This is a genomic window from Delftia sp. Lp-1 (assembly GCF_020523835.1).
In the GTDB taxonomy this organism is placed as follows: domain Bacteria; phylum Pseudomonadota; class Gammaproteobacteria; order Burkholderiales; family Burkholderiaceae_C; genus Comamonas; species Comamonas acidovorans.
This window is the reverse complement of sequence record NZ_JAJALJ010000001.1, coordinates 820,364-840,734: the sequence shown is the minus strand read 5'-3', so window position 1 is coordinate 840,734 and position 20,371 is coordinate 820,364. Positions and strand designations below refer to the sequence as shown.

Annotated in this window: 13 protein-coding genes; all 13 read right to left on the bottom strand. The window is 69.6% G+C overall.

Going from position 1 to position 20,371, the window contains the following annotated elements:
- Positions 1 to 5: 5 nt before the first annotated feature.
- Positions 6 to 2,330: a penicillin-binding protein 1C gene (pbpC, locus tag LGR64_RS03645; RefSeq protein WP_442873796.1), complete on the bottom strand. Its 2,325-nt coding sequence runs from the start codon at positions 2,328 to 2,330 to the stop codon at positions 6 to 8.
- 33 nt (positions 2,331 to 2,363) lie between these two features.
- Positions 2,364 to 2,924 (bottom strand): HdeD family acid-resistance protein, encoded by a 561-nt coding sequence (locus tag LGR64_RS03640; RefSeq protein ID WP_012207099.1) that lies wholly within the window; start codon positions 2,922 to 2,924, stop codon positions 2,364 to 2,366.
- A 94-nt stretch (positions 2,925 to 3,018) separates the two neighbouring features.
- A complete protein-coding gene (locus tag LGR64_RS03635) occupies positions 3,019 to 3,888 on the bottom strand; it encodes an endonuclease/exonuclease/phosphatase family protein (protein ID WP_230354990.1) in 870 nt (289 codons plus the stop codon).
- Positions 3,885 to 4,274, bottom strand: a complete 390-nt coding sequence (locus tag LGR64_RS03630; RefSeq protein WP_230354989.1) for a VOC family protein — start codon at positions 4,272 to 4,274, stop codon at positions 3,885 to 3,887. Before LGR64_RS03630 ends, LGR64_RS03635 begins: the two co-directional genes overlap by 4 nt.
- A 48-nt stretch (positions 4,275 to 4,322) precedes the next feature.
- Positions 4,323 to 5,171 (bottom strand): carbohydrate ABC transporter permease, encoded by an 849-nt coding sequence (locus tag LGR64_RS03625; RefSeq protein ID WP_012207102.1) that lies wholly within the window; start codon positions 5,169 to 5,171, stop codon positions 4,323 to 4,325.
- Positions 5,168 to 6,064, bottom strand: coding sequence for a carbohydrate ABC transporter permease (locus LGR64_RS03620; RefSeq protein ID WP_043821441.1), 897 nt, complete (start codon positions 6,062 to 6,064; stop codon positions 5,168 to 5,170). The genes LGR64_RS03625 and LGR64_RS03620 overlap by 4 nt, the downstream gene beginning before the upstream one ends.
- 21 nt (positions 6,065 to 6,085) lie before the next feature.
- Positions 6,086 to 7,381 carry an ABC transporter substrate-binding protein gene (locus LGR64_RS03615; RefSeq protein WP_230354988.1) on the bottom strand — a complete coding sequence of 432 codons (1,296 nt, stop codon included), beginning with the start codon at positions 7,379 to 7,381 and terminating at the stop codon, positions 6,086 to 6,088.
- A gap of 100 nt (positions 7,382 to 7,481) precedes the next feature.
- The gene (locus tag LGR64_RS03610) at positions 7,482 to 8,549 is read right to left on the bottom strand and encodes an ABC transporter ATP-binding protein (RefSeq protein ID WP_230354987.1); all 1,068 of its coding nucleotides are present in this window, start codon (positions 8,547 to 8,549) and stop codon (positions 7,482 to 7,484) included.
- Between the two features lie 74 nt (positions 8,550 to 8,623).
- Positions 8,624 to 10,024 carry an amidase gene (locus LGR64_RS03605; RefSeq protein ID WP_230354986.1) on the bottom strand — a complete coding sequence of 467 codons (1,401 nt, stop codon included), beginning with the start codon at positions 10,022 to 10,024 and terminating at the stop codon, positions 8,624 to 8,626.
- A gap of 131 nt (positions 10,025 to 10,155) precedes the next feature.
- Positions 10,156 to 11,100 (bottom strand): helix-turn-helix domain-containing protein, encoded by a 945-nt coding sequence (locus LGR64_RS03600; protein WP_065345626.1) that lies wholly within the window; start codon positions 11,098 to 11,100, stop codon positions 10,156 to 10,158.
- A 95-nt stretch (positions 11,101 to 11,195) separates the two neighbouring features.
- Positions 11,196 to 13,292, bottom strand: a complete 2,097-nt coding sequence (locus tag LGR64_RS03595; RefSeq protein ID WP_230354985.1) for a BCCT family transporter — start codon at positions 13,290 to 13,292, stop codon at positions 11,196 to 11,198.
- A gap of 204 nt (positions 13,293 to 13,496) precedes the next feature.
- Positions 13,497 to 14,024, bottom strand: coding sequence for a DUF2867 domain-containing protein (locus LGR64_RS03590; RefSeq protein ID WP_096913835.1), 528 nt, complete (start codon positions 14,022 to 14,024; stop codon positions 13,497 to 13,499).
- Between the two features lie 89 nt (positions 14,025 to 14,113).
- Positions 14,114 to 20,176 (bottom strand): alpha-2-macroglobulin family protein, encoded by a 6,063-nt coding sequence (locus LGR64_RS03585; protein ID WP_230354984.1) that lies wholly within the window; start codon positions 20,174 to 20,176, stop codon positions 14,114 to 14,116.
- Positions 20,177 to 20,371 lie beyond the last annotated feature (195 nt).

Sequence of the window (20,371 nt, the reverse complement as noted above, 5' to 3'; positions counted from 1 at the left end):
CCTGATCAGCGCCCGCCCGCGCGCGAAGCCACCACGCCGGCGCCGCGCACCTCCACCTGCACGCTGTCCAGCACCTGCCCCTTGGCATCGACCAGTTCCAGCCGGTGGCGGCCGGGCCAGGGCATCCAGGCGGCGGCAGCACCCCGGCCGATCTCCTTGGGCGGCGGCTCGGCCGCGCCGGGCGGGGCGGCGCTGACCATGCGCCAGCGCAGGCTGGCATCCTGCCATTCCTGCGTGGCGGCCGTGCCCGAGGGCCGGGCCGACAGCTGCACGCGCTGGCGGTCCGGCGGAATGTCGGGGTCCAGCGCGAGGATGGTGCCGTTGGCCGGGCGCGCAATGCGCACGGGCGAGGCCGCCGAAGTCCCGCGTGTCGATGCGGATGCGGCAGGCAGGCCGCTGCCCGCCATGGCGAACAGGCTCTGCTGCGTGCCCGCCACGAACCACTCGCTGCGTGCGCTCTCCAGCGGCAGGCCCGAGGCATCGGGGCCGAAGCGCACCGCCTGTTGCAGCACACCCTCCGGTGCCTTGGGCGCGCGGCTGGGTGTGCGGGCATGCAGGAAACCCATCACGGCGGCCCAGACAGGTGCCGCGCCGCTGGTGCCGCTGACCGAGTGCATGGCCTCGCCGCGCGCATTGCCCACCCACACGCCCACGGTGTAGCGCTGCGACCAGCCCACGGCCCAGTTGTCGCGCATGTCCTTGCTGGTGCCGGTCTTGACGGCCGACCAGAAGCGCGTGGCCAGCACGCTGTCCGTGCCGAAGGTGGGCGCGCGCGCCATGGGATCGGACAGGATGTCGCCCACGATGAAGGCCGCGCGTGCGTCGATGGCCTGCACGGGCGCAGCCGACTTTTTCGCTGCGGACCCCGCGCCCGTGGGCTGCGCCGCCCAGCGCACGGGCGTCAGTTGCCCGCCGTTGGCCAGGGCGCGGTAGGCATTGGTGAGCTGCAGCAGCGGCACCTCGGCGCTGCCCAGCGCCAGGCTGAAGCCGTGGTAGCCGCCGCTTTCGCGCAGCGGCAGGCCCAGGCGCTGCAGTTGCGAGAAGAAGGCATCGGGCGTGACCATGACCAGGGTGCGCACGGCAGGCACGTTGAGCGACGACGCCAGCGCCGTGCGCGCCGAGACCCAGCCCTTGAAGCGCCGGTCGTAGTTCTGCGGAATGTAGAGCCCGTTCTGCGTGGGAATGTGGGCCGATGAATCCTCGATCAGCGAGGCCGCCGTCAGCCGCCGCTCGGCAATGGCCTGGGCATAGAGAAAGGGCTTGAGCGTGGAGCCGGGCTGGCGCATGGCCGTGACGCCGTCCACCTCGGCCGCCTGGCTCAATTCGCCCGACGAGCCCACCCAGGCCAGCACCTCGCCCGTGGCGTTGTCCAGCACGACGATGGCGCCGTCCTCCACGTTGCGGCCCTGCAGCTCACGCAGTTGCTGCTGCAGGCTTTGCACGGCAAAGCGCTGCACGGGCGCGCTCAGCGTGGAACGCACGCGGGCCTGGCCTTTGGACTGCGGCTCGGCCAGCAGGCGGCGCGCCAGATGCGGGGCCTGGCCTTCGCTGGCCGCCCATTGCCGGCGCAGCAGCACGCTGGCGGTGAGCAGTTCCATGGCCGTGCAATCCCGCGCCGCCGCATCCTCGGGCGCCAGCGACTGCAGCACGCCGCAGGCGCGCCGGCCCACGCGATCGGGCGAGGCGTTGGGGGCACGCACCAGGGCGGCGGCAATGGCGGCCTCGCGCGCGTCCAGCCCGTGCGCGGCCTTGCCGAACAGGGTGCGCGACAGTGCATCGATGCCCACGATCTCGCCCCGGAAGGGCACCAGGTTCAGGTAGGCCTCCAGGATCTGGTCCTTGCGCCAGCGCCGGTCCAGCACCTGGGCCGACACGGTCTGGCCCAGTTTCTGCACCACGCTGCGCCCGCCCGGGCCCTGGCGCCAGTCGCCGTCCAGCAGGCCCGCCAACTGCATGGTGATGGTGCTGGCGCCGCGCGTGCGCTGGTTCCAGAGGTTGCCCCAGGCGGCGGAGGACACGGCCGCCCAGTCCACGCCGCTGTGCTCGTAGAAGCGCTTGTCCTCGCTGAGCACCAGGGCCGTGCGCAGCGCGGGCGAGATGTCGGCCAGGGCCACCCAGTCGCCACGGCGCACGCTGGCGTCGGTGCGCTGGCGCTGCAGCACCTCGCCCTCGCGCGAGAGCAGTTCGGTCTCGGAGGAACGATGGCCTTCGCGGACTTCGGAAAAGCTGGGCAGCGCCTGGGCGGCACCTGCCGCCGCGAACAGCAGCGCGGCCGCCAGGGCCGCGCGGGGAAGACGCATGAAGGGAGAAGGTCGCCGGGATTCGATCATGGAGCCGGCATTGTCCGCCTTTGCACCCGCGGCTCAGGAAGAATGGCGTATGCCCTTCTTGAGCTTGAAGGACAGCAGCACCATGAGCACGCCGAAGACCACCGCATACGTGGCCAGCACCCAGAGCATGGCCATCATGCCCGCGCCCGGCTGGGCCAGCACGAAGGCGCCGAACAGCACGGACAGCACGCCGCCCAGGATCAGCAGCCACTCGCCCGTGATCTCCTTGCGCAGCCGCACGGCCGCCACGATCTGCAGCAGGCCCGTGACCAGGGCCCAGGCGCCGATGTACAGCGTCATCACCAGCGCCGTGACGCCGGGCGCGACCACGGTGAGCACGCCCACCACCACGCCGGCCAGGCCCCACAGCAGCAGCACCCACCAATGGCGCATCTGGTCGCGCCCCTGGATGGCCGAATACACGCCCAGCAGGCCATCGACAAAGGTGAAGGCGCCGAAGGTCAGCACCAGCGCCGCCAGCGATACCGCCGGCTGCGCCCAGGTCAGTACGCCGAAGGCGATGGCGACCAGGCCGCGCAGCAGCAGCACCCACCAGGTGCGGTGAAGAATCGTGGACAGTGGATTGGGGCTCATGGATGCTCCTTCAAAACAGTCCCCATGACCTTGGAGCAGGCCCGCCACACTGTCTGTAGGCGAAGGCCGGCTTGGCGGCGGACCCTGACCTGGATCAATCCAGTTGCAGCAGCACGGGCTGGTGGTCCGAGAGCCTTGTGTCGCTGTCCACGGCCCAGCCACGCACTTGGCCGCGCAGGCTGTCGCTGACCCAGGCGAAATCGCAGGCGCCGGGCTCGGGGCCCCACTGGCGGTCGAACAACCGGAAGGTGGGCGGCTGGGGCTGGTCCGGGTGCAGCACGCTCCAGCTGTTGTGCCACTGGCCGGCGCTCAGGGCTCCCTGCTCGCCGGCCGCCCAGGGGGCGGACAGGCCGGCGTATTCGTCCTCATGCGGCTCGAAGTTGAAGTCGCCGCAGAGCACGGCATGCGGCGTATGCGGCTTGGTCTGCTGGGGCGAGCCGTCGCTGGCGGGCTGGGGCGGCGCCTCGGCCTGGCCCAGGGCCTCGATCTGCAGGGAACGCAGCGCCAGCGCCTGGGCCATGCGCTGGCGGCGCGAGAAATACTCGAGGTGGGTGCTCATCACCCGCACGGGGCCCAGCGCGGCATCCATCACCGTGGCCGCCGTGCAGCAGCGCGGCATGCTGCGCACGCCGCCATCGTGCGGATACGGCAGGCGGTGGTGGGCCAGTTGCAGCACCGGCAGGCGCGTGGCCACCAGGTTGCCAAAGCGCTGCCGGCCCACGGCCGTGAACTCGTCCACGGCGGCGCCGAAGAAGACCTTCCAGCCGTCGGGCAGGGCCTGGCGGATCTGCGCCACCTGGTCGCCGGGCGCGCCCTGCAGGCCGGGATAGTGGATGGCGATTTCCTGCAGGCACAGCACGTCGATATCGGCCATGGACAGCGCATGCGCCACGATGCGCTCCGGGTCCATGCGGCCGTCCAGGCCCAGGCACCATTGGGTGTTCCAGGTGAGGATCTGCATCATGCGGGCAGCGGCTCGCGCAGCTGGAACAGGTTGCCTTCGGGGTCCATGGCGTTGCAGACGCGAAAGCCCGGCCCCTGCCAGGACTGCTCCCACAGCTGGCCGCCATGGGCGATGACCAGGGGACGGACGGCCGCGAAGCTGGTCACGGTGGCAAAGAATTTGAGGGCCACGTTCTCGCGCGGCTGGGGTGGCTCGGTGATGGTGATGTGCCGCGCAATCGCCTCGGGAATGGCGTGCAGCACCAGTTGCAGGCCCGGCGACTGCAGCACCATGAGCTCGCTCGTGTGATGCAGCATGCGCATGGCCAGCACCTCCATGTAGAACAGCGCCAGCCGGTCAGGCTGCTTGGCGTAGATGAACAGACCTGCGGATGCGGGACCGGACATGGTGGACCTCGGGGTGAAAGGCTGGGACAAGGAACTTTAGCACCGCCCTCACTTGATCCCCGCACGCATGAAGCTCTGCACGAACTGGCGCTGGAACAGCACGAAGGCCACCAGCAGCGGGCCCGAGCTCATCAACGTGGCGGCCGTGATGGTGGCCCATTCCACGCCAGACTCCACGCTGGAGAACACCTGCAGCCCCACGGTGAGCGGCCGCGCCTGCACGCTGTTGGTGATGATCAGCGGCCACAGGAAGTTGTTCCAGTGAAAGCTCACCGACACCAGCGCAAACGCCAGGTACACGGGCCGCGCCAGCGGCACGTAGACGCGCCACAGGATCTGCAGGGTGCTGGCGCCCTCCACCCGCGCGGCCTCGTCCAGTTCCCGGGGAATGCCCAGGAAGGTCTGGCGCAGCAAAAAGATGGCAAAGGCCGAGGCGAAGTACGGCAGGCCGATGCCCAGCAGCGTATCGACGGCGCCCAGGCGCGACAGGGTCTGGTAGTTCGCCACCAGCAGGATGTCCGGCATGATCATCAGCTGAACCAGCACCAGGGCAAAGGCCAGGCCCTGGCCGCGAAAGCGGTAGCGTGCAAAGGCATAGGCCGCCAGCGTGCCCAGCACCAGCTGGGCCGCAAGGATCATGACCACCAGCACGGCCGTGTTCAGGAAATAGCGCGCAAACGGCGCGGCCTGCCAGGCACGGCGGAAGTTCTCCAGCGTCCAGGGCGCTGCCAGGTCGAAGCGTGCCGAGTATTCGGGCGGATGAAAGGCCGTCCAGAACGCATAGGCCAGCGGCAGTATCCACAGCAGGGCCAGCAGCCAGGCGGCCAGCGTGTCCAGCCAGGTGGCGCCATACAGCGCGGGCGGCGCATGGCGCGGGGCAATGGGTGCGGCGCTCATTGGTAGTGCACCTTCTTGTCGAGCACGAAGAACTGCAGCAGCGCCACGGCCGCCAGCACGGCGACCAGCACCACGGTGATGGCGGCCGCATAGCCCGTGTCCCAGAACTTGAAGCCCACTTCGTAGAGGTGATAGAGCAGCAGCGTGGAGGCGTTGTCCGGCCCGCCGCGCGTGAGGATGAAGAGATGGTCCACCAGGCGGAAGGCATTGATCACCGCATTGACCAGCACGAACAGCGTGGTCGGCATCAGCAGCGGCCACTGCACGCGGCGCAGGAAGTACCAGCGCGAGGCCCCCTCGATGGCCGCCGCCTCCTTGAGGCTGGGGTTGAGGGTCTGTAGCGCGGCCAGGTAGAAGATCATGAAAAAGCCCGCCTCCTTCCACACCGCCACCACGGTCACGCAGGCCAGCGCCGTGGAGGGATCGCCCAGCCAGTTGTGCGCGGGAAGGCCCAGTGCGCCGCGCAGCTGCTCCAGCAGCCCGTACTGCGGCGTGTAGAAGAACAGCCAGATATTGGCCACGGCAATCATGGGCAGCACCGTGGGCGTGAAATACGCCATACGCACGAAGGCGCGGCCGGCCAGCCTCTCGTTGACCCACAGCGCCATGGCCAGCGCCAGCGCCATGGACAGCGGAATCGTGGCCGCCGCAAACCACAGGTTGTTGCGCACGGCCTGCCAGAACACCGGGTCGTCCACCATGACGGCGTAGTTCTCCAGCCCCACCCACGGCCCCGGCTGGCCGCCGCGCGGCGTGGCATGCAGGCTGTCGATCAGCGTGGCCACGGCCGGCCAGTGCGTGAAGGCCACCAGCAGCACCAGCGCCGGCAGCAGCATCAGCCAGGCATGGACGGCCTGGCGGCCGCGGACAAGGGAGGCGGGAGCGGAGCTCATGCGGTCAGCGGCACTGCGCCATCACTTGTAGCGGCGCAGGATGCGGTCGGCCTCCCTTTGCGCATCCTGCAGGGCCTGGGCCGAGGTCTTGCTGCCGTTGAGGGCGGCCTGCACGGCGTCGTTGAGCACCTTGGTCACGCGCTGGTTCTCATGCGTGGAGAACTCGGCCACCGATACCGGCAGCTGGTCGCGCGCCACCAGGGCCTGCGGGAAGTCCTGGCCGTACTTCTTGAGCGCGGGCGTGTCATAGGCGGCGGGCGAGACGGCCACGTAGCCGCTGTCCATGCTCCACTGCGCGGCCAGCGGGGGCTGGGTGACCCACTTCATGAACTGGAAGGCCGCCTCCTGCTGCTCCCGGGGCGCCTTCTTGAACAGGTAGAAGTTGCCGCCGCCCGTGGGCGAGCCCTTACGCACGTTGCCTGCGATCTGGCCCACGCCGAAGTCGAATTTGGCATTGGCGCGGATATTGGTCAGGTTGCCCGTGGTGGTGACGATGATGGCGGCCTTCTTTTCCATGAAGTCCTTGGGCGTCGTGCCCCACTCCACCACGCCGGCCGGGTGCACGCCTTCCTTGACCAGGCCCACCCAGAAGTCCAGCGCCTCCACTACCCGGGGGCTGTCCAGCGTGACCTGGGTGCCGGCCTCGTTGGCCAGCAGCACGTCATTGGGCGTGGTCAGGGTCTGCAGCATCCAGTAGGCAAAGCCCGTGGACGGGATCTGTATGCCGTACTGCACGACCTTGCCGCTGGCGTCCTTCTTCGTCAGCCTGTGGGCGGCTTCCTTGAGTTCCTTCCAGTTCTGCGGCGCCTTGTTCGGGTCCAGGCCGGCTTCCTTGAAGGCTTCCTTGTTGTAGTACATGACCACGGTGGAACGCTGGAAGGGCACGCCCCAGGTCTTGCCGCCCGTCTGGCTGTTGGCCATGAAGGCCGGGTAGAAGCCCTTGAGCCAGGCCCGGTCGGCATCGGTCTTCACGAAGTCGTCGATGGGGGCGATGGCGTCCTCGTCGATCAGCGTGAACATGTCGGTGGACAGCAGCACCGAGCTGGCCGGCGGCTTGCCCGACTTGTGGGCCGTCAGCGCCTTGACGATGGTCTCCTGGTAGGTGCCCGCATAGACGGGCGTGATCCGGTACTGCGGATGGGCCTTGTTGAACTCGGCCGCATAGCCGTCGATCACCTTGGTGATGGGGCCGCCCACGGCCACGGGGTAGTAGAACGGCACCTCCAGCGGCGTCTGCGCGCTGGCGGTGTTCAGCAGGCCCGTGGCGGCCAGGGCGGCTGCGGCTGCGAGGGTTTTGAGGAAGGCATGGCGTTGCATGGCGGACTCTCCTGGAAGGTGCTTCGGGTGCGAAAGCCGGAACGGCTGAAACGGCTGAAACGGTGAATCGGCGAAGGGATTGGGGGCCGGTGCCTCGGCCTCAGGCCGTGCAGCGCCGCCCCTTTTCGTCAAAGAAATGCGTGGCCTCGCGCGCCCAGCGCAGGCCCACGAGCTGGCCCGGCTGCAGGCCGCCGAGCTGGCTGCCTGCGGTGCGCACCATCAGTTGTTCGCTGCCCACGCGGCAGCGCAGCACCAGGTCGGCGCCCAGGTATTCGAGGCTTTCGATGTCGGCAGCGACCACGGGGCCGCTGCCGACATCGCCATGGAGCGACAGGCGCATGTCCTCGGGCCTGACGCCCAGCCAGCGCGCCTGGGCCGGCTGCTGCAGGCCGGCGGGTGCGGCGCTGGCATGGCTGCCCGCGATGAGCAGGCCGTCGAGGCGCGCGATGTTCATGGCCGGCGTGCCGATGAAGCGCGCGGCAAAGGTGGTGGCGGGCTGGCTGTAGATCTCCTGGGGCGCGGCGCACTGCTCCACGCGCCCCTGGCTGAGCAGCACCACCTGGTCGGCCATGCCCATGGCCTCGGCCTGGTCGTGCGTGACATAGACCACGGTCAGGCCCAGGCGCCGCTGCAGCTCGCGCAGCTCGGTGCGCATTTCCTGGCGCAGCTGGGCGTCGAGGTTGGACAGGGGCTCATCCATCAGGCAGACCCGGGCGCGGGCCACCAGGGCACGGCCCAGCGCCACGCGCTGCTGCTGGCCGCCCGACAGCTGGCCGGGCCGGCGTGCCAGCAGCGCGTCCAGGCCCAGCAGCGCGGCGGCCTCGTCGATGCGCCGGCGCGCCTCGGCCGCCGGGACCTTGCGCACGGACAGGCCGAAGCCGATGTTCTGCGCCACCGTCAGGTGCGGGAACAGCGCGTAGTTCTGGAACACCATGGCAATGCCGCGCCGTGCAGGCGGCAGGTGGGTGACGTCCTGCCCATCGATGCGCACACGGCCCGCCGTGGCGCTTTCCAGGCCCGCGATGATGCGCAGCGTGGTGGACTTGCCGCAGCCCGAGGGACCGAGCAGCACGCAAAAGGATCCGGGTTCAATGCGCAGATCCAGCGCCTGCAGTGCCGTGGTGCCGCCCCAGGACTTGGCGACACCTTCCATCTCGATCAAGGACATCACGCCAGTCTAGGAAGGCTGTGTGACAGGCCCGTGTCGCGCCACCGGACTGGCGGCTCAGGCAGCTCGGGCGCTCAGGCAGCAGGGTGCTGTCTGTGCCAGTCCGTGGCCTGCTGGAACGCCCAGCCCGCGCGCACCAGCAGGTCTTCGCGGAAGTCGGGAGCCACGAACTGGAAGGCCACGGGCGCGCCCTCAGGAGTGCGTCCTCCGGGCAGCGTGATCGTGGGGCTGCCCGTCAGGTCGAAGGGGCAGGTGTAGCGCAGCATGCCCGAGAACAGCTCGGCATCGGAGCCGAAATGCGCCATGCGTTGCAGCGTGGGGGCCGCAAAGGCCGTGGCGGGGACCAGCAGCAGGTCCACCTGAGCGAAGAGTGCGCGCACCCGGCCCGTGAAGTCCGCGCGGCGCAGCAGCAGCCGCTGGTAGTCGGTGGCAGACAGGCCCAGCCCCAGGTCGATCAGCCCCGCGAGCCCGGGGCCATAGGCATCGCGCCGTGCAGGGAAAGTGGCGCCGTGCGCCACGGCGGTCTCCACCGCGCACAGCGCCGGCCAGTCCTCCACCGCCTGGGCGGCATCGGGAAACCGGACCTCCTGCACGCTGGCCCCCAGGCGCTGCGCCACCGCCAGGGCCTGCTCCACCGCCTGGCGGGAGGGGGCATCCACGCCGTCCAGTGCCCATTGCCGGTCCATGCCCAGGCGCAGGCCGGAGAATCCGCGCGTCATCATGGCCAGATAGTCGGGCACGCTGCACTGGCTGGCCGTAGGGTCCAGCGGGTCCGCCCCGGCGATGGCCGCGAGCATGGCTGCGGCATCGGCGGCACTGCGCGCCATCGGGCCTATGTGGTCCAGGGACGCGGCCAATTCGAAGGCGCCGTGGCGGCTCACCCTGCCCCAGGTGGGCTTGAGCCCCGTGATGCCGTTGGCGGCCGATGGAAAGCGGATGGAGCCCCCGGTGTCCGTGCCCAGCGATCCGAAGCACAGCCCCGCCGCCGTGGCCACGCCCGAGCCGCTGGACGAGGCCCCGGGCCATAGCTGGGCGCCCCAGGGGTTGACGGGGGCAGTGATCTCGGGATGGTGGTCGGCGAAGGCGCCTTCGGTCTGCTGCAGCTTGCCCAGGATGACGGCGCCGGCCTCGCGCAGCCTGCGCACCACGGTGGCATCTTCCGTGGGGCGATGGTCGCGGTGCAGCGTCATTCCATGCGTGGTGGGGACGCCCCGGGTCCACAGCAGGTCCTTGAGCGCCAGCGGCACGCCGTGCAGCGCACCGCGGCGGCGGCCCTGCGCGATCTCGGCGTCGGCACGGTGGGCGTCCTCCAGCGCCTGCTGCGCCATCACCGTCACGTAGCTGTGCAGCCGCGCGTCCACGGCCTCGATGCGCGCCAGCATGTGGCGGGTCACCTCTTCCGAGGAAATGCGGCGGGACTGGATCTCGCGCCCCACCTCCAGCAGTTCGAGATGGTGCAGTTCGCTGTCGTTCATGGCATGTCTCCCGGCGCCCGGCTCCGGGGCGCCACCGTTGTTGCACTGGAAAAGCCGCACGGGACGCACGGCAGGCCCATGCTAGGGAGCCGGCGGCACCCACGCTTGTTCGTGAGGGACAGCGACCTTGCTCAGGCGGCCAGCAGGCTGCGGGGCGTGCAGCCGAACGCCTTGCGAAAGGCTCGGCTGAAGTGCGCCGCATCGGAGAACCCATGCGCGAAGGCCGCCTCGGTCACGCTGGAGCAGCGCCCCTGCATCAGGGCCTGGCGGCTGGCCTGCAACCGCAGCTGCCATACCAGGCCCATGGGCGTCTGGTTGTGCCGCGCAAAGGCCCGCGTCACGGTACGCGGCGAGACGTTGTGCTGCTGCGCCAGCCATTGCAGCGACAGCTCGGGCGAGCCCAGGTTGTCCTGGATGAACGCCTGGATGCGGCCGTGCAGGTCCCTTTCCGAGCGGGGCTGCACGGCCATTTCCTGCATCTCCAGCGCCAGGGCCAGCACGTCGAGCAGCGCCATGCCGAAGCGCTGCGCCAAGGCATCACCGTGCGGTGCAGGCGGCATGGCGATGGCCTCGCCGAGCATGGCCCGCAGCGGCGCCACGGCCGGGGCATGGCCATGCAGCGCCCGGCCCGCGTGCGAGGGTGCACGGGCAAAGCGATTCAACAATTCGCTGCGCGGAATGCGCATCAGCAGGATATCGCGGGGCGCCACCGAGAATTCGAAAGGCTGCGCGGCGTCATAAAGCACCAGATTGCCCGCACTCAGCCGGGCCACTTGCCCGCCCTGGCGCACCTCAGCCTGGCCCTGGAGCAGATAGCCCAGCCACAGCTCGTCGCGGGCATGCAGGCGCAGGTGGGCTGCGTTGCGCACCCAGCGGTGGCTGGGCGCCGACATGGCACTGATCTCCAGCAGTCCCAGGGACCGCACGGACAGCGTGGCCCCGAAGCCGCCGGGACCGGCACCATCCCCCTGCGCGCGGTGGCTGTCGGCCGGGATGCAGTGGCGGCAGACCACCTCGTGCCAGTAGTCGAAACGATGGCGTGGCTCCTGCGAATGGGTAGAGTATTCGAGCTGCATGGCAGCGCCCAGTATCCGCAGGCGGCCGCCGGCTGGCACCCCGGTGTTTACCCAAAGGCCCGGGGTGCCGCGACGGCGGCACTGCGCAGCACGGCTCAGCTGTGGCCCGGAGCCCGGTTCAGCAGATGCGTGCGCTGGTCGGCGCTCAGCGACAGGTAGCGCTCGTAGTGGCGCAGGATGTCGGCAATGACTTCCTCGCTGCGCAGGTACTGGATGTCGTGGCCCAGGCGGCCGTCCTCGAAGAACGTGATGGGCTCGTAGACATGGCGGCGCTCCTGCTCGCTGGCCGCCTCGCTCACCAGGAAGGTAGGCACCGTGCGGCGCGTGGCGCGCACGCCGTAGACGAAGTCGCGCAGCGAGGGATCGGGCACGGTCAGGCGCACGGCGCCCTCGCCATCCAGGTCCTCGGTGACCACGGCCTGCACGCCGCGCCTTTGCATCTCGGCGGCCACCTCGTTCATGGCCGGCAGCACCACGCCGGCCAGGAACCTGCGCACATCGGCGCGCGAGGGCTGGTGCACGATCTGCTCCAGGCGCTTGCGCCAGTGCTGGCCGCTCCAGAAGCTGGTGGCCGGAGCCAGGTCAGGCGAGAAGTGCGCGCGGTCGGCCTGCAGCCCGCGCCACAGCCCGTAGCACAGGGCCAGCATGATGACCGCCACCGGCAGGGCCGCCACCAGGGTCATGGCCTGCAGCGCCTTGAGGCCGCCGGCCAGCATCAGCACCATGGCCGTCACGCCCAGCACGGCAGCCCAGAACAGCCGCTGCCAGACCGGCGAACGCGCATGGCCGCGCGAGGCGATGTTGTCCACCACGAAGGCCCCGGAGTCCGCCGAGGTGACGAAGAACACCGCGATCAGCACGATGGTGAGCCAGGCCACGGGCTTGAACCAGGGCAGGTACTCGAAGAAGCGGAACAGCAGCGCATCCACGTTCGAGGCCGTCTGCCCCAACGCGCCCATGGCCACGTGGGTGTCTATCCAGATGGCGCTGTTGCCGAAGGCCGTCATCCACAGCAGGTTGAAGGCCGTGGGCACCAGCAGCACGCCGGTCACGAACTGGCGGATGGTGCGCCCGCGCGAGATGCGCGCGATGAACATGCCCACGAAGGGCGACCAGGAGATCCACCAGGCCCAGTAGAGGATGGTCCAGCCGCCGAACCAGCCTTCCTGGCTGGGCGGCTCGTAGGCGAAGGTGCGGAACGACAGCTGGACCAGGCCAGACAGGTAGTTGCCGATGTTCTCGCTCAGCGCCTCGAAGAGGAAGACCGTGGGCCCGGCCACGATGACGAAGGCCAGCAGGATGAAGGCCAGCACGAGGTTGAACTCGCTCAGGCGGCGCACGCCCTTGTCCAGGCCCGAGACGGCCGACAGCCCGGCCAGGCCGACCACGATGACGATGACCGAGATGCGGAACAGCGCCGTGGAGGTGTCCCATCCCGTGAGGGTGTGCAGGCCGGCGGCCAGCTGCAGCGCGCCATAGCCCAGCGTGGTGGCGATACCTGCGATGGTGCCCACCAGCGCGAAGGCATCCACGCTGTGGCCGATGGGGCCGTTGATGCGCTTGCCCAGCAGCGGGTACAGGCCCGAGCGCATGGTCAGCGGCAGGTTGTAGCGAAAGCCGAAATAGGCCAGCACCAGGCCCATGGTCCCGTAGACGGCCCAGGCATGGAAGCCCCAGTGGAAGAAGGTGGACTGCAGCGCCTCGCGCGCGGCGGCCGGCGTGGAAGGCACGGCCGTGGGCGGCTTGAGGAAATGCTGCAGCGGCTCGCCCACGCCGAAGTACATCAGGCCGATGCCCATGCCGGCGGCGAACAGCATGGCGGTCCAGGAGATGAAGCTGAACTCGGGCTCCGCATCATCGGGACCCAGGCGGATATCACCGAAACGGCTGGACGCGACGAAGATCAGAAAGACCAGGAACAGCGTGACCGAGACGGCATAGAACCAGTCCATGTGCCCCACCACCCAGTCCTGGGCGCTGGAGAACAGCCGGTCGGCGCTGTCGGGCATGAGGCCGCAGTACAGCAGCAGCAGGCCCAGCACCAGCAGGGAAGGAATGACGACGGGGCCCGAGAACGTGATGCGCGGTGCAGGCTCTGCAGGCGATGGCGTGGCCGCTTGCGGCGTATCCGGTGGCGCAGCCACTGGTGGCGCGGGTGGCGCCGGTCGGGGATCGGTGGTCGTGTCTGGCATATACCCTCTCTCTTGTGATCAATGGTGTGCCCGGGAACCGATTCGCAATGGTGGCGGCCCTGCCCTTGTGGGGCGGGCCGCGTTCCCTGCTCGGGGGATGTCCGCCGGGCAAAGGCCGCAAGTATCGTGATTCGCCGCGTCTGCGCGCGTCGGACGCAGGCCCTGAAGGCTTCCGTTTTGCTGACGTGCTGCCTTCAGGCCAGGTCAGCCGGCCAGCTTGGCCACCACGGCCGGGGCGATGACGCGGTGGGCCGGTGCCACGCCCAGCATGTAGATACGGCCCAGCGCGTTGTGCACATGGACCACGGTGGACATGGCAACGGTGAAGGTGGCCGACGACAGGCCCTCGGGCCGGGGCAGCTTCATGAGGGAGACCTGCACGTCCAGGTGCCGGTCGCTGTCGCCCAGCACCACTTCGCTGTCGCTCAGGGCATGGACACGGAAGATGCCGGCGCGGTCGCCCACGCGGTAGCTCGATGGCTGGCGCTGCGCATCGACGCCGCTGAGCGTGCCCAGGTCCTTGATGCCGAAGGGCGCCACCACGCGGTTGCGCAGGCGCATGAGAAAGTCGATCCAGCCCGGCGTGCGGCCCATGCAGCGCAGGTACAGCGCCATGGGGCTGCTGCCGTCGTCCGGCAATTGCAACTGGTAGCTGTCGTGGAAGTAGGCGGTCTTGAGGCGGTCCTGCAGGGCGCTGCCTGCGGGAACCGGAGAGAGAATGACTTGTGCCATGGAGCGGAGGGTGATGAAAAAAAGGGGCGGTCCCGCGGCCATCATAGGTCGCAGGACCGCCCCCTTGTCAGGGCGCCATCAACGCTGCATCAGCGCTTGTCGCTCACCTTGATGCGGGCGTTGGGAACCTCGCCGAACATCTCGGGCGCATACAGCGCCTCCACCCGCGTGGGCGGCAGCGCGAAGTCGCCGGCATTGTTCAGCCGCACGGTGTACTCCACGCGCGTATTGCCCTTGGGCAGGTACTGGTAGTAGGCGCGGTAGGCCTCGAAGCTGCGCTCTTCATAAGCCAGCCAGCCCGCGCCTTCCGCGCGCTCGCCACCCGAGGCGATCTCCGAGTCGCGCCCCAGACCGCCGCCCAGGATGGTGGCGCCCGTGGGCACGGGGTCGGTGATGGCCACCCAGGTCATGTCGGTGCGGGCCTGCACCTCCAGCGTGACGCGCAGCACGTCGCCGCGCGAGTACTGGCCTGCGGGCAGGCTCTTGTCGGCCTGCTCCACGGGCTTGACCGTGCGCGTGACGTTGTAGCCGGCGCTGAACGGCGCCTTGAGCTGCACGGCCGCCACAGACTGCAGCGTGAGCCAGGGCTTGCCGGTACCCTGCTGGGTCACCGTCAGCTGGCCCTTGCGGGCATCGCCCACCGCGCTCCAGGGCAGGAACATGGTGTTGTTGCGCAGGCCGCCGACCACCGTGGTCGCGCCGAAGCTGGACGCCTGGTGGGCCGCGCCCTCGGTGTCGCTGGCGCGCATGCGCGTGACCTGACTCCACTCCACGCGGGCCTGGGACGCGCCCAAAGCCGCCTGGGTGGCGCCCGTCACGGGCGTGGCCTCGAACTGCTGCGAGAAGCGCTGCAGTGCCAGCGCGCCCCACAGGTTGGCCGTGGTCGTGCCCCAGGCACCGTTGCTCTGGCGCGAGATGAAGCCGTTGGCCAGGCGCGGCAGCTCTTCCTTCCACGTCGGGTCGTCCATGTTGACCAGCATCAGGCGGGCCAGGTTGACCTCGGGGCCCTGCATCAGCCACCACCACTGGTCGTCCTGCTCGTTGCTGAAGGCCACGCGCGTGCCCTGGTAGCTCAGGCGGGCGCGCAGGATCTGCTGGGCCTGGGCCAGCTGCTGTTCGCGCTGGGGCAGCTCGCGCATGTGCTTGAGCAGGGCCACCCAGTCGATGACGGCATGCGTGGGCCAGTCGTTGGGCGCGATGGTGATGCTGTCGAGCATGCGCGGATTGGCGCGGCCCGTCAGCGCCAGCGCCTGGATGGCGGCCAGCTTGCGCATGTCCAGATCCTTGCGCGGGCTCCAGAAGCTGCGCTGGATGCGGCCTTCGACGAAGGCGATCAGGCCGTTTTCCATGCGCTCGCGCTCGGCCGCCGGCAGCACGAAGCGCTTGTCCACGCCCTGTGCCAGTGCCGAGAGGTTGAGCAGGTGGGCCGTCAGCGTATCGCTGCCGCGGGCCGCACGGCCCGACCCGTCGCCAGCCAGCGGGAAGTAGCTGGCCAGGCCGTCGCCGTCCAGGTAGCTGGGCAGCTGGCCCATCGTGGACTGCCACAGCGTGGCGTCGCTCATGCCCACGGCCTTGCTGGTGACCTGCTCCAGGCAGCTGTAGGGATAGCGCGCCCACCAGTCGCGCACGCCCGGCAGGCCTTCGGCCAGCTTGGGCGCCAGCGACATGCGCAGGCCGCCCCGGCCGGACAGTGCATCGGCCGGCAGTTGCACGGGCAGGTTGATGCTGCCATCGACCTGCATCAGCGTGCCCTGCTGCACCGTCAGCGGCACGGCCGGGATGATGCGCTGGCTGACCTTCAGCCTGTCGCTGGCCGGCTTGTCACCGCCTGCGGTGTCGCGGGCCTCGATCTCCCAGATCAGCGCCTCGGCGCGGGTCTGGCCCAGCTGGGCCGGCGCCGTGACGTTCCAGGCCACCTCGCGCGCCTCGCCCGCGGGAATCTCCACGGTCTGCGCTGCCAGCTCCAGCAGCGTGGCACGCGGCGTGACCTGCACCTTCATGGCCTTGGCCGAGGTGTTGCGCAGCGTGACCATGGCACGGAACTGGTCCTCCTCGCGCACCAGCGGCGGCAGGCCGCTGATGATCTGCAGGTCCTGGGCCGTGCGGATGGGCGCCTGGCCCGTGCCGAACATCGACACGCCATGGTCGGCCACCGCCACCACCTGGAAGGTGGTCAGCGAGTCGTTGAGCGGCACGCTGACCTGGGCCTTGCCCTGGGCATCGAGCACCACGCTCGGATTCCACAGCAGCAGCGTCTCGAACAGCTCGCGCGTCTGGCTGCGGCCACCGCCGCCGCCAGCGGCCACGGCCTTGCGGCCGTAGTGGCGCCTGCCGATCACCTCCATCTGCGCGGTCGAGGTCTGCACGCCCCACTCGCGGCGGCGCAGCATGGCGTCGGCCAGCTGCCAGCTGGTATTGGGCATGAGCTCCAGCAGGGCCTGGTCCACGACCGCCAGCGCCACCTCGGCGCCAGCGGCGGGCTTGCCGTCGGGCAGCGTGGCGCTGATGGTGACCTTGGCGGTGCCGCGCACCTGGTAGCTGGCCTGGTCGGCCGTGACCTTGACGTCGATGCGGTGGGCCTTGGTGCCCACGCGGATCTCGGCCATGCCCAGGCGGTAGGCGGGCTTGGACAGGTCGACCAGGGCCGTGGGCGCGATGTATTCCTTGCCCTCGTGCCAGAAGGCGTTCCACCACTCGCGCGGCGCCTTGAAGCCCCAGGTGAAGAAGCTGTACCAGGGCACCTCGCGCAGTCGCCCGCGCAGGGCCAGCACGCTCACGTAGACGTTGGGGCCCCAGTCGGGCTGGACCTTCAGCTCCACGGTGGGGTTCTGGCCATTGAGCTGCATGACCTGGGTGCTGACGATGCCTTCGCGCTCCACGGCGACCAGGGCCGTCGCATAGCGGAAGGGCATGCGCACCTGGAAGCGCGCTGTCTCGCCGGGCTCGTAGCTGCGCTTTTCGGGCAGCACGTCCATGCGGTCATGGTCCTCGCCGCCGAACCACAGTTCGCCCTGGCGCGTGACCCAGACGCTGGAGGCGGCCTGGGCGGGCCGGCCATCCTTGTCGGAGGCGGTGACGATCAGCTCGACCTCGCCGGGCTGCGACAGCTGGGCCTCGCACTGCACCATGCCCTGGGCATCGCTGTTGCCCGTGCACACCGTGCCCATGGACTTGAGCGTGGTCTGGTTGTCGTAGCTGTAAAAGCCCCCCACCAGGCGCTTGCGGCTGCTGGTGGTGACGCGGGAGATGGCCTCCACCTTGACCGGCACGCCGGCCTGGGGCTTGCCGTCCACGCCCAGGGCCAGCGCCTGGAACTGGAGCTTGCGGCCCGTGGTGATCCAGCTTTCGGCGCGCACGCCGGCCACGATGGCCGCGGGCCACAGCATCTGCGTGCTGCGCAGGGTCTGCACCTCGCCATTGGGGTCGGCATAGGTGGCCTCGATCAGCAGCTCGCGCGGCTCGCGCAGCTTGGGCAGGTTCTCGATCTTGAGCTTGCCCAGTCCTTCACGGTCCAGCGTCACGGGCAGCTTGTCGGCCACCACCTTGCTGTCCTGGGAGGCCGTGGCCTCCTCGTCATCGCTCTGGCCCGTGTCCTGGGCGCTGCGCGGTGCCGAGAAGCTGAAGCCCTGCCAGTCGCTGCGGTCCATCCAGGTGGAGCGCACCAGGGCGGACACGCGCACCGGCAGGTTGGCGGCCGGGCCGCCGGAGACGTAGTTCACCTGCACCTGCACCGGCAGGCTGGAGACGCCGACCAGGGCCTGCTTGCCTTCGGGGCCCACACGGCCTTCGAGCACGGGCAGGCGGAATTCCTCGACACGGAAGCTGCCCGTGCCGAAGCGGTTGTTGCGCCCGCGCGAGCCGTTGCCATCGCCGCGCAGCTCCACGGAATACGAGCCGAGCTTGGCGCCCTTGGGCACGGAGAAGCTGTTTTCCGCACTCAGGCCGCCGGTGCCCGTGGAACGCCACTGCAGCGGCTGCGTGTACTGCTGGCCGCTGCCTTCATGGGTGATGACCAGTTGCGTGGGCCGCTGCTCGGGCAGCGCAAAGCCGCCCTGCCCCTGGCCGATGCCGGTCTGGGTGCGCATCAGGTGCTTCATGGACACGGTCTCGCCGGCGCGCAGCAGCGTGCGGTCGAAGATGGTGTGGGCCACCTCGTCGCGCTGGGCGCTGCGGCTGGTGGGCACGTTGAAGCGCCAGGACTCGATGCCGCGCTGCCAGTCGCTCCAGGTGAAGGCCAGCTCCTGCTGGCCGTCCTTGCCCTGGGCGCGTGCGCTGACGAAGTAGGCAGGCGAGCGGTAGCCGACACCGCCCGTGCACTGGGGCGGCTCAGGCGACAGGCCTTCCAGGCGGGCCACGCCGCTGGCGTCGGTGGTGGCCGAGGTCAGCACCTTGCCATTGCAGTCGGAGACCTGGATCTTGGCATTGGCCACGGCCTGGCCCTTGTCCAGCGTGGTCACCCAGGCGGCCGCGTTCTCGCGGCCGAGCTTGAAGTGCACGGACAGATTGGTCACCAGGGCGGAGGTGCGCACATACATGCTGCGCGCCGAGCCGTAGCGCTCATCGAGCAGCGACTGGCCCAGCAGCGGCGAGGCGATCTCGACCACGTGAAAGCCCGGCGTGAGCGGAATGCCCACCACCTCGAAGGGGCGCGGATCGCCCTTGACGGGCTTGGGCAGCTCCAGCGTCTTGACGTCGCCCTGGCCGGCCAGCAGCGACAGCATGCGCGTCTGCACATAGTCGCGGTTTTCGTTGTCGATCACGGGCGGCAGCGGGCCCTTGATGTCGCGCGAGGCGCGCTTGCGGTCCATGTCGGAAGACTCGTAGTCCGCCACGCGGCGCATCCAGGCAATGATCTCGGCATCGCTGCCGGGCTGCTTGGTGCTCACGCGGCTGGCATCCAGGGACTTGGTGGCCAGCTCGGACTCCACATTGCGCAGCGTCACGGGCAGCAGGGCCGGGCCGTCCGGTCCCTCTGCATAGCGCTCGACGATGCCGAAGGGCGAGGCCGCGAACTTGGCCAGCGGCGGTAGCGCGCCCGTGGCCACCTGCAGCGGGAACATGTCGGCATTGCTCAGGCTGCGGCCTGCCGCGTCCTTGAACTGCGGAGGCAGCTCCACCGTGTAGCGCGCCTGGGCCTGCATGGTGGCCGGGAAGCTCAGGTTCTGCACCAGCGAATCCTCGCTGAGCTTTTCGCCGTATTCGCCGTCGATCACGGGCGCCACCTTGGAGGCGCCGCTGCTCAGGCGAATGCCCTCGGCCAGCTTGCGCGGCACGGGGGCATTGAAGTTCAGGCGCATGGGGCGGATCGGCAGGCAGGCGGCCTGGGCGTTCTCGCGCTCGCAACTGAACTCGGCCGCGAAGGGCTCGCGCACGCGGTACTCGAAGCGCTTGTCCTGGCGGCTGGCCACGCCATTGGGCGTGGCGATGCCGGCGCCAAAAACCAGCTTCATGGTCGTGCCCGCCGTCAGGCGGCGGTTGCAGGCCAGCGTGGCGTACTGCAGCGGGTTCTTGGCAGCGGCCTTGTCCCAGCCGCGGTGCTTGAGCAGCTCGTCGCGCTCCTTGCCGTCGATCAGGCGCACGGGAATGCGCTCGCCCACGCCTTCGGCCGTGCACCACATGTGCTGCTGCAGGCTTTGCACGGTGGCCGGGCCCGACAGGCGCAGCGCGAAGTACTGCTCCTCGTCGATCTGTTCATAGGTGTCGGGCGCCATGTCCAGCACGGCCGGGCCGCCGGTCTGGAACTGGTAGCTGGCAGCGCCCGTCACGGCCGTGCCCGCAGGCGACTTGTAGCCGGCCACCAGCTGGGCCGTGCAGCGCACGCCGGGCGGCAGGGCTTGCTTGAAGTCGAACACCCATTCCCGGTCGCTGTTCCAGCGGCCCGTGCCCTGGGTGGCCGCCGCATCGCTGCAGCTGAGCGTGACCGGCGCGGCCGCCTTGGGGTCGCCAAAGCGCACGGCCGTGCCATCGAACTGCACCACCACCTGCTCGACCTTGGCCACCTCTCCCTGCGGGCTGAACTGGCGCACGCCCACGGCCTGCGCCGTCAGCGCCACCGATCCCAGCAGCAGGCCCAAACCCCACCGGCCCCAGGGCCGGCTGTGCGCCGGAGCCCCCTGCAACCCACTGATCGCTTTCGTGCGAAGCACCCCCATGGCAATCCCTTCTGTCGGGCTCAGATGGCCCGCTGTTTTCTTGGAATGAGCAGGCTTTCAGCACTGCGATGCGAGCTGTCCGCATGACACGCTGCAAATGAAAAACCCTGCGCTGCAGGCAGGGCTCGGCGGCAAAGGCTGGAACAAGGCGCAGGCCTGTCGCCCACATGCACCGAATGCAGGGCCGCATCCGCT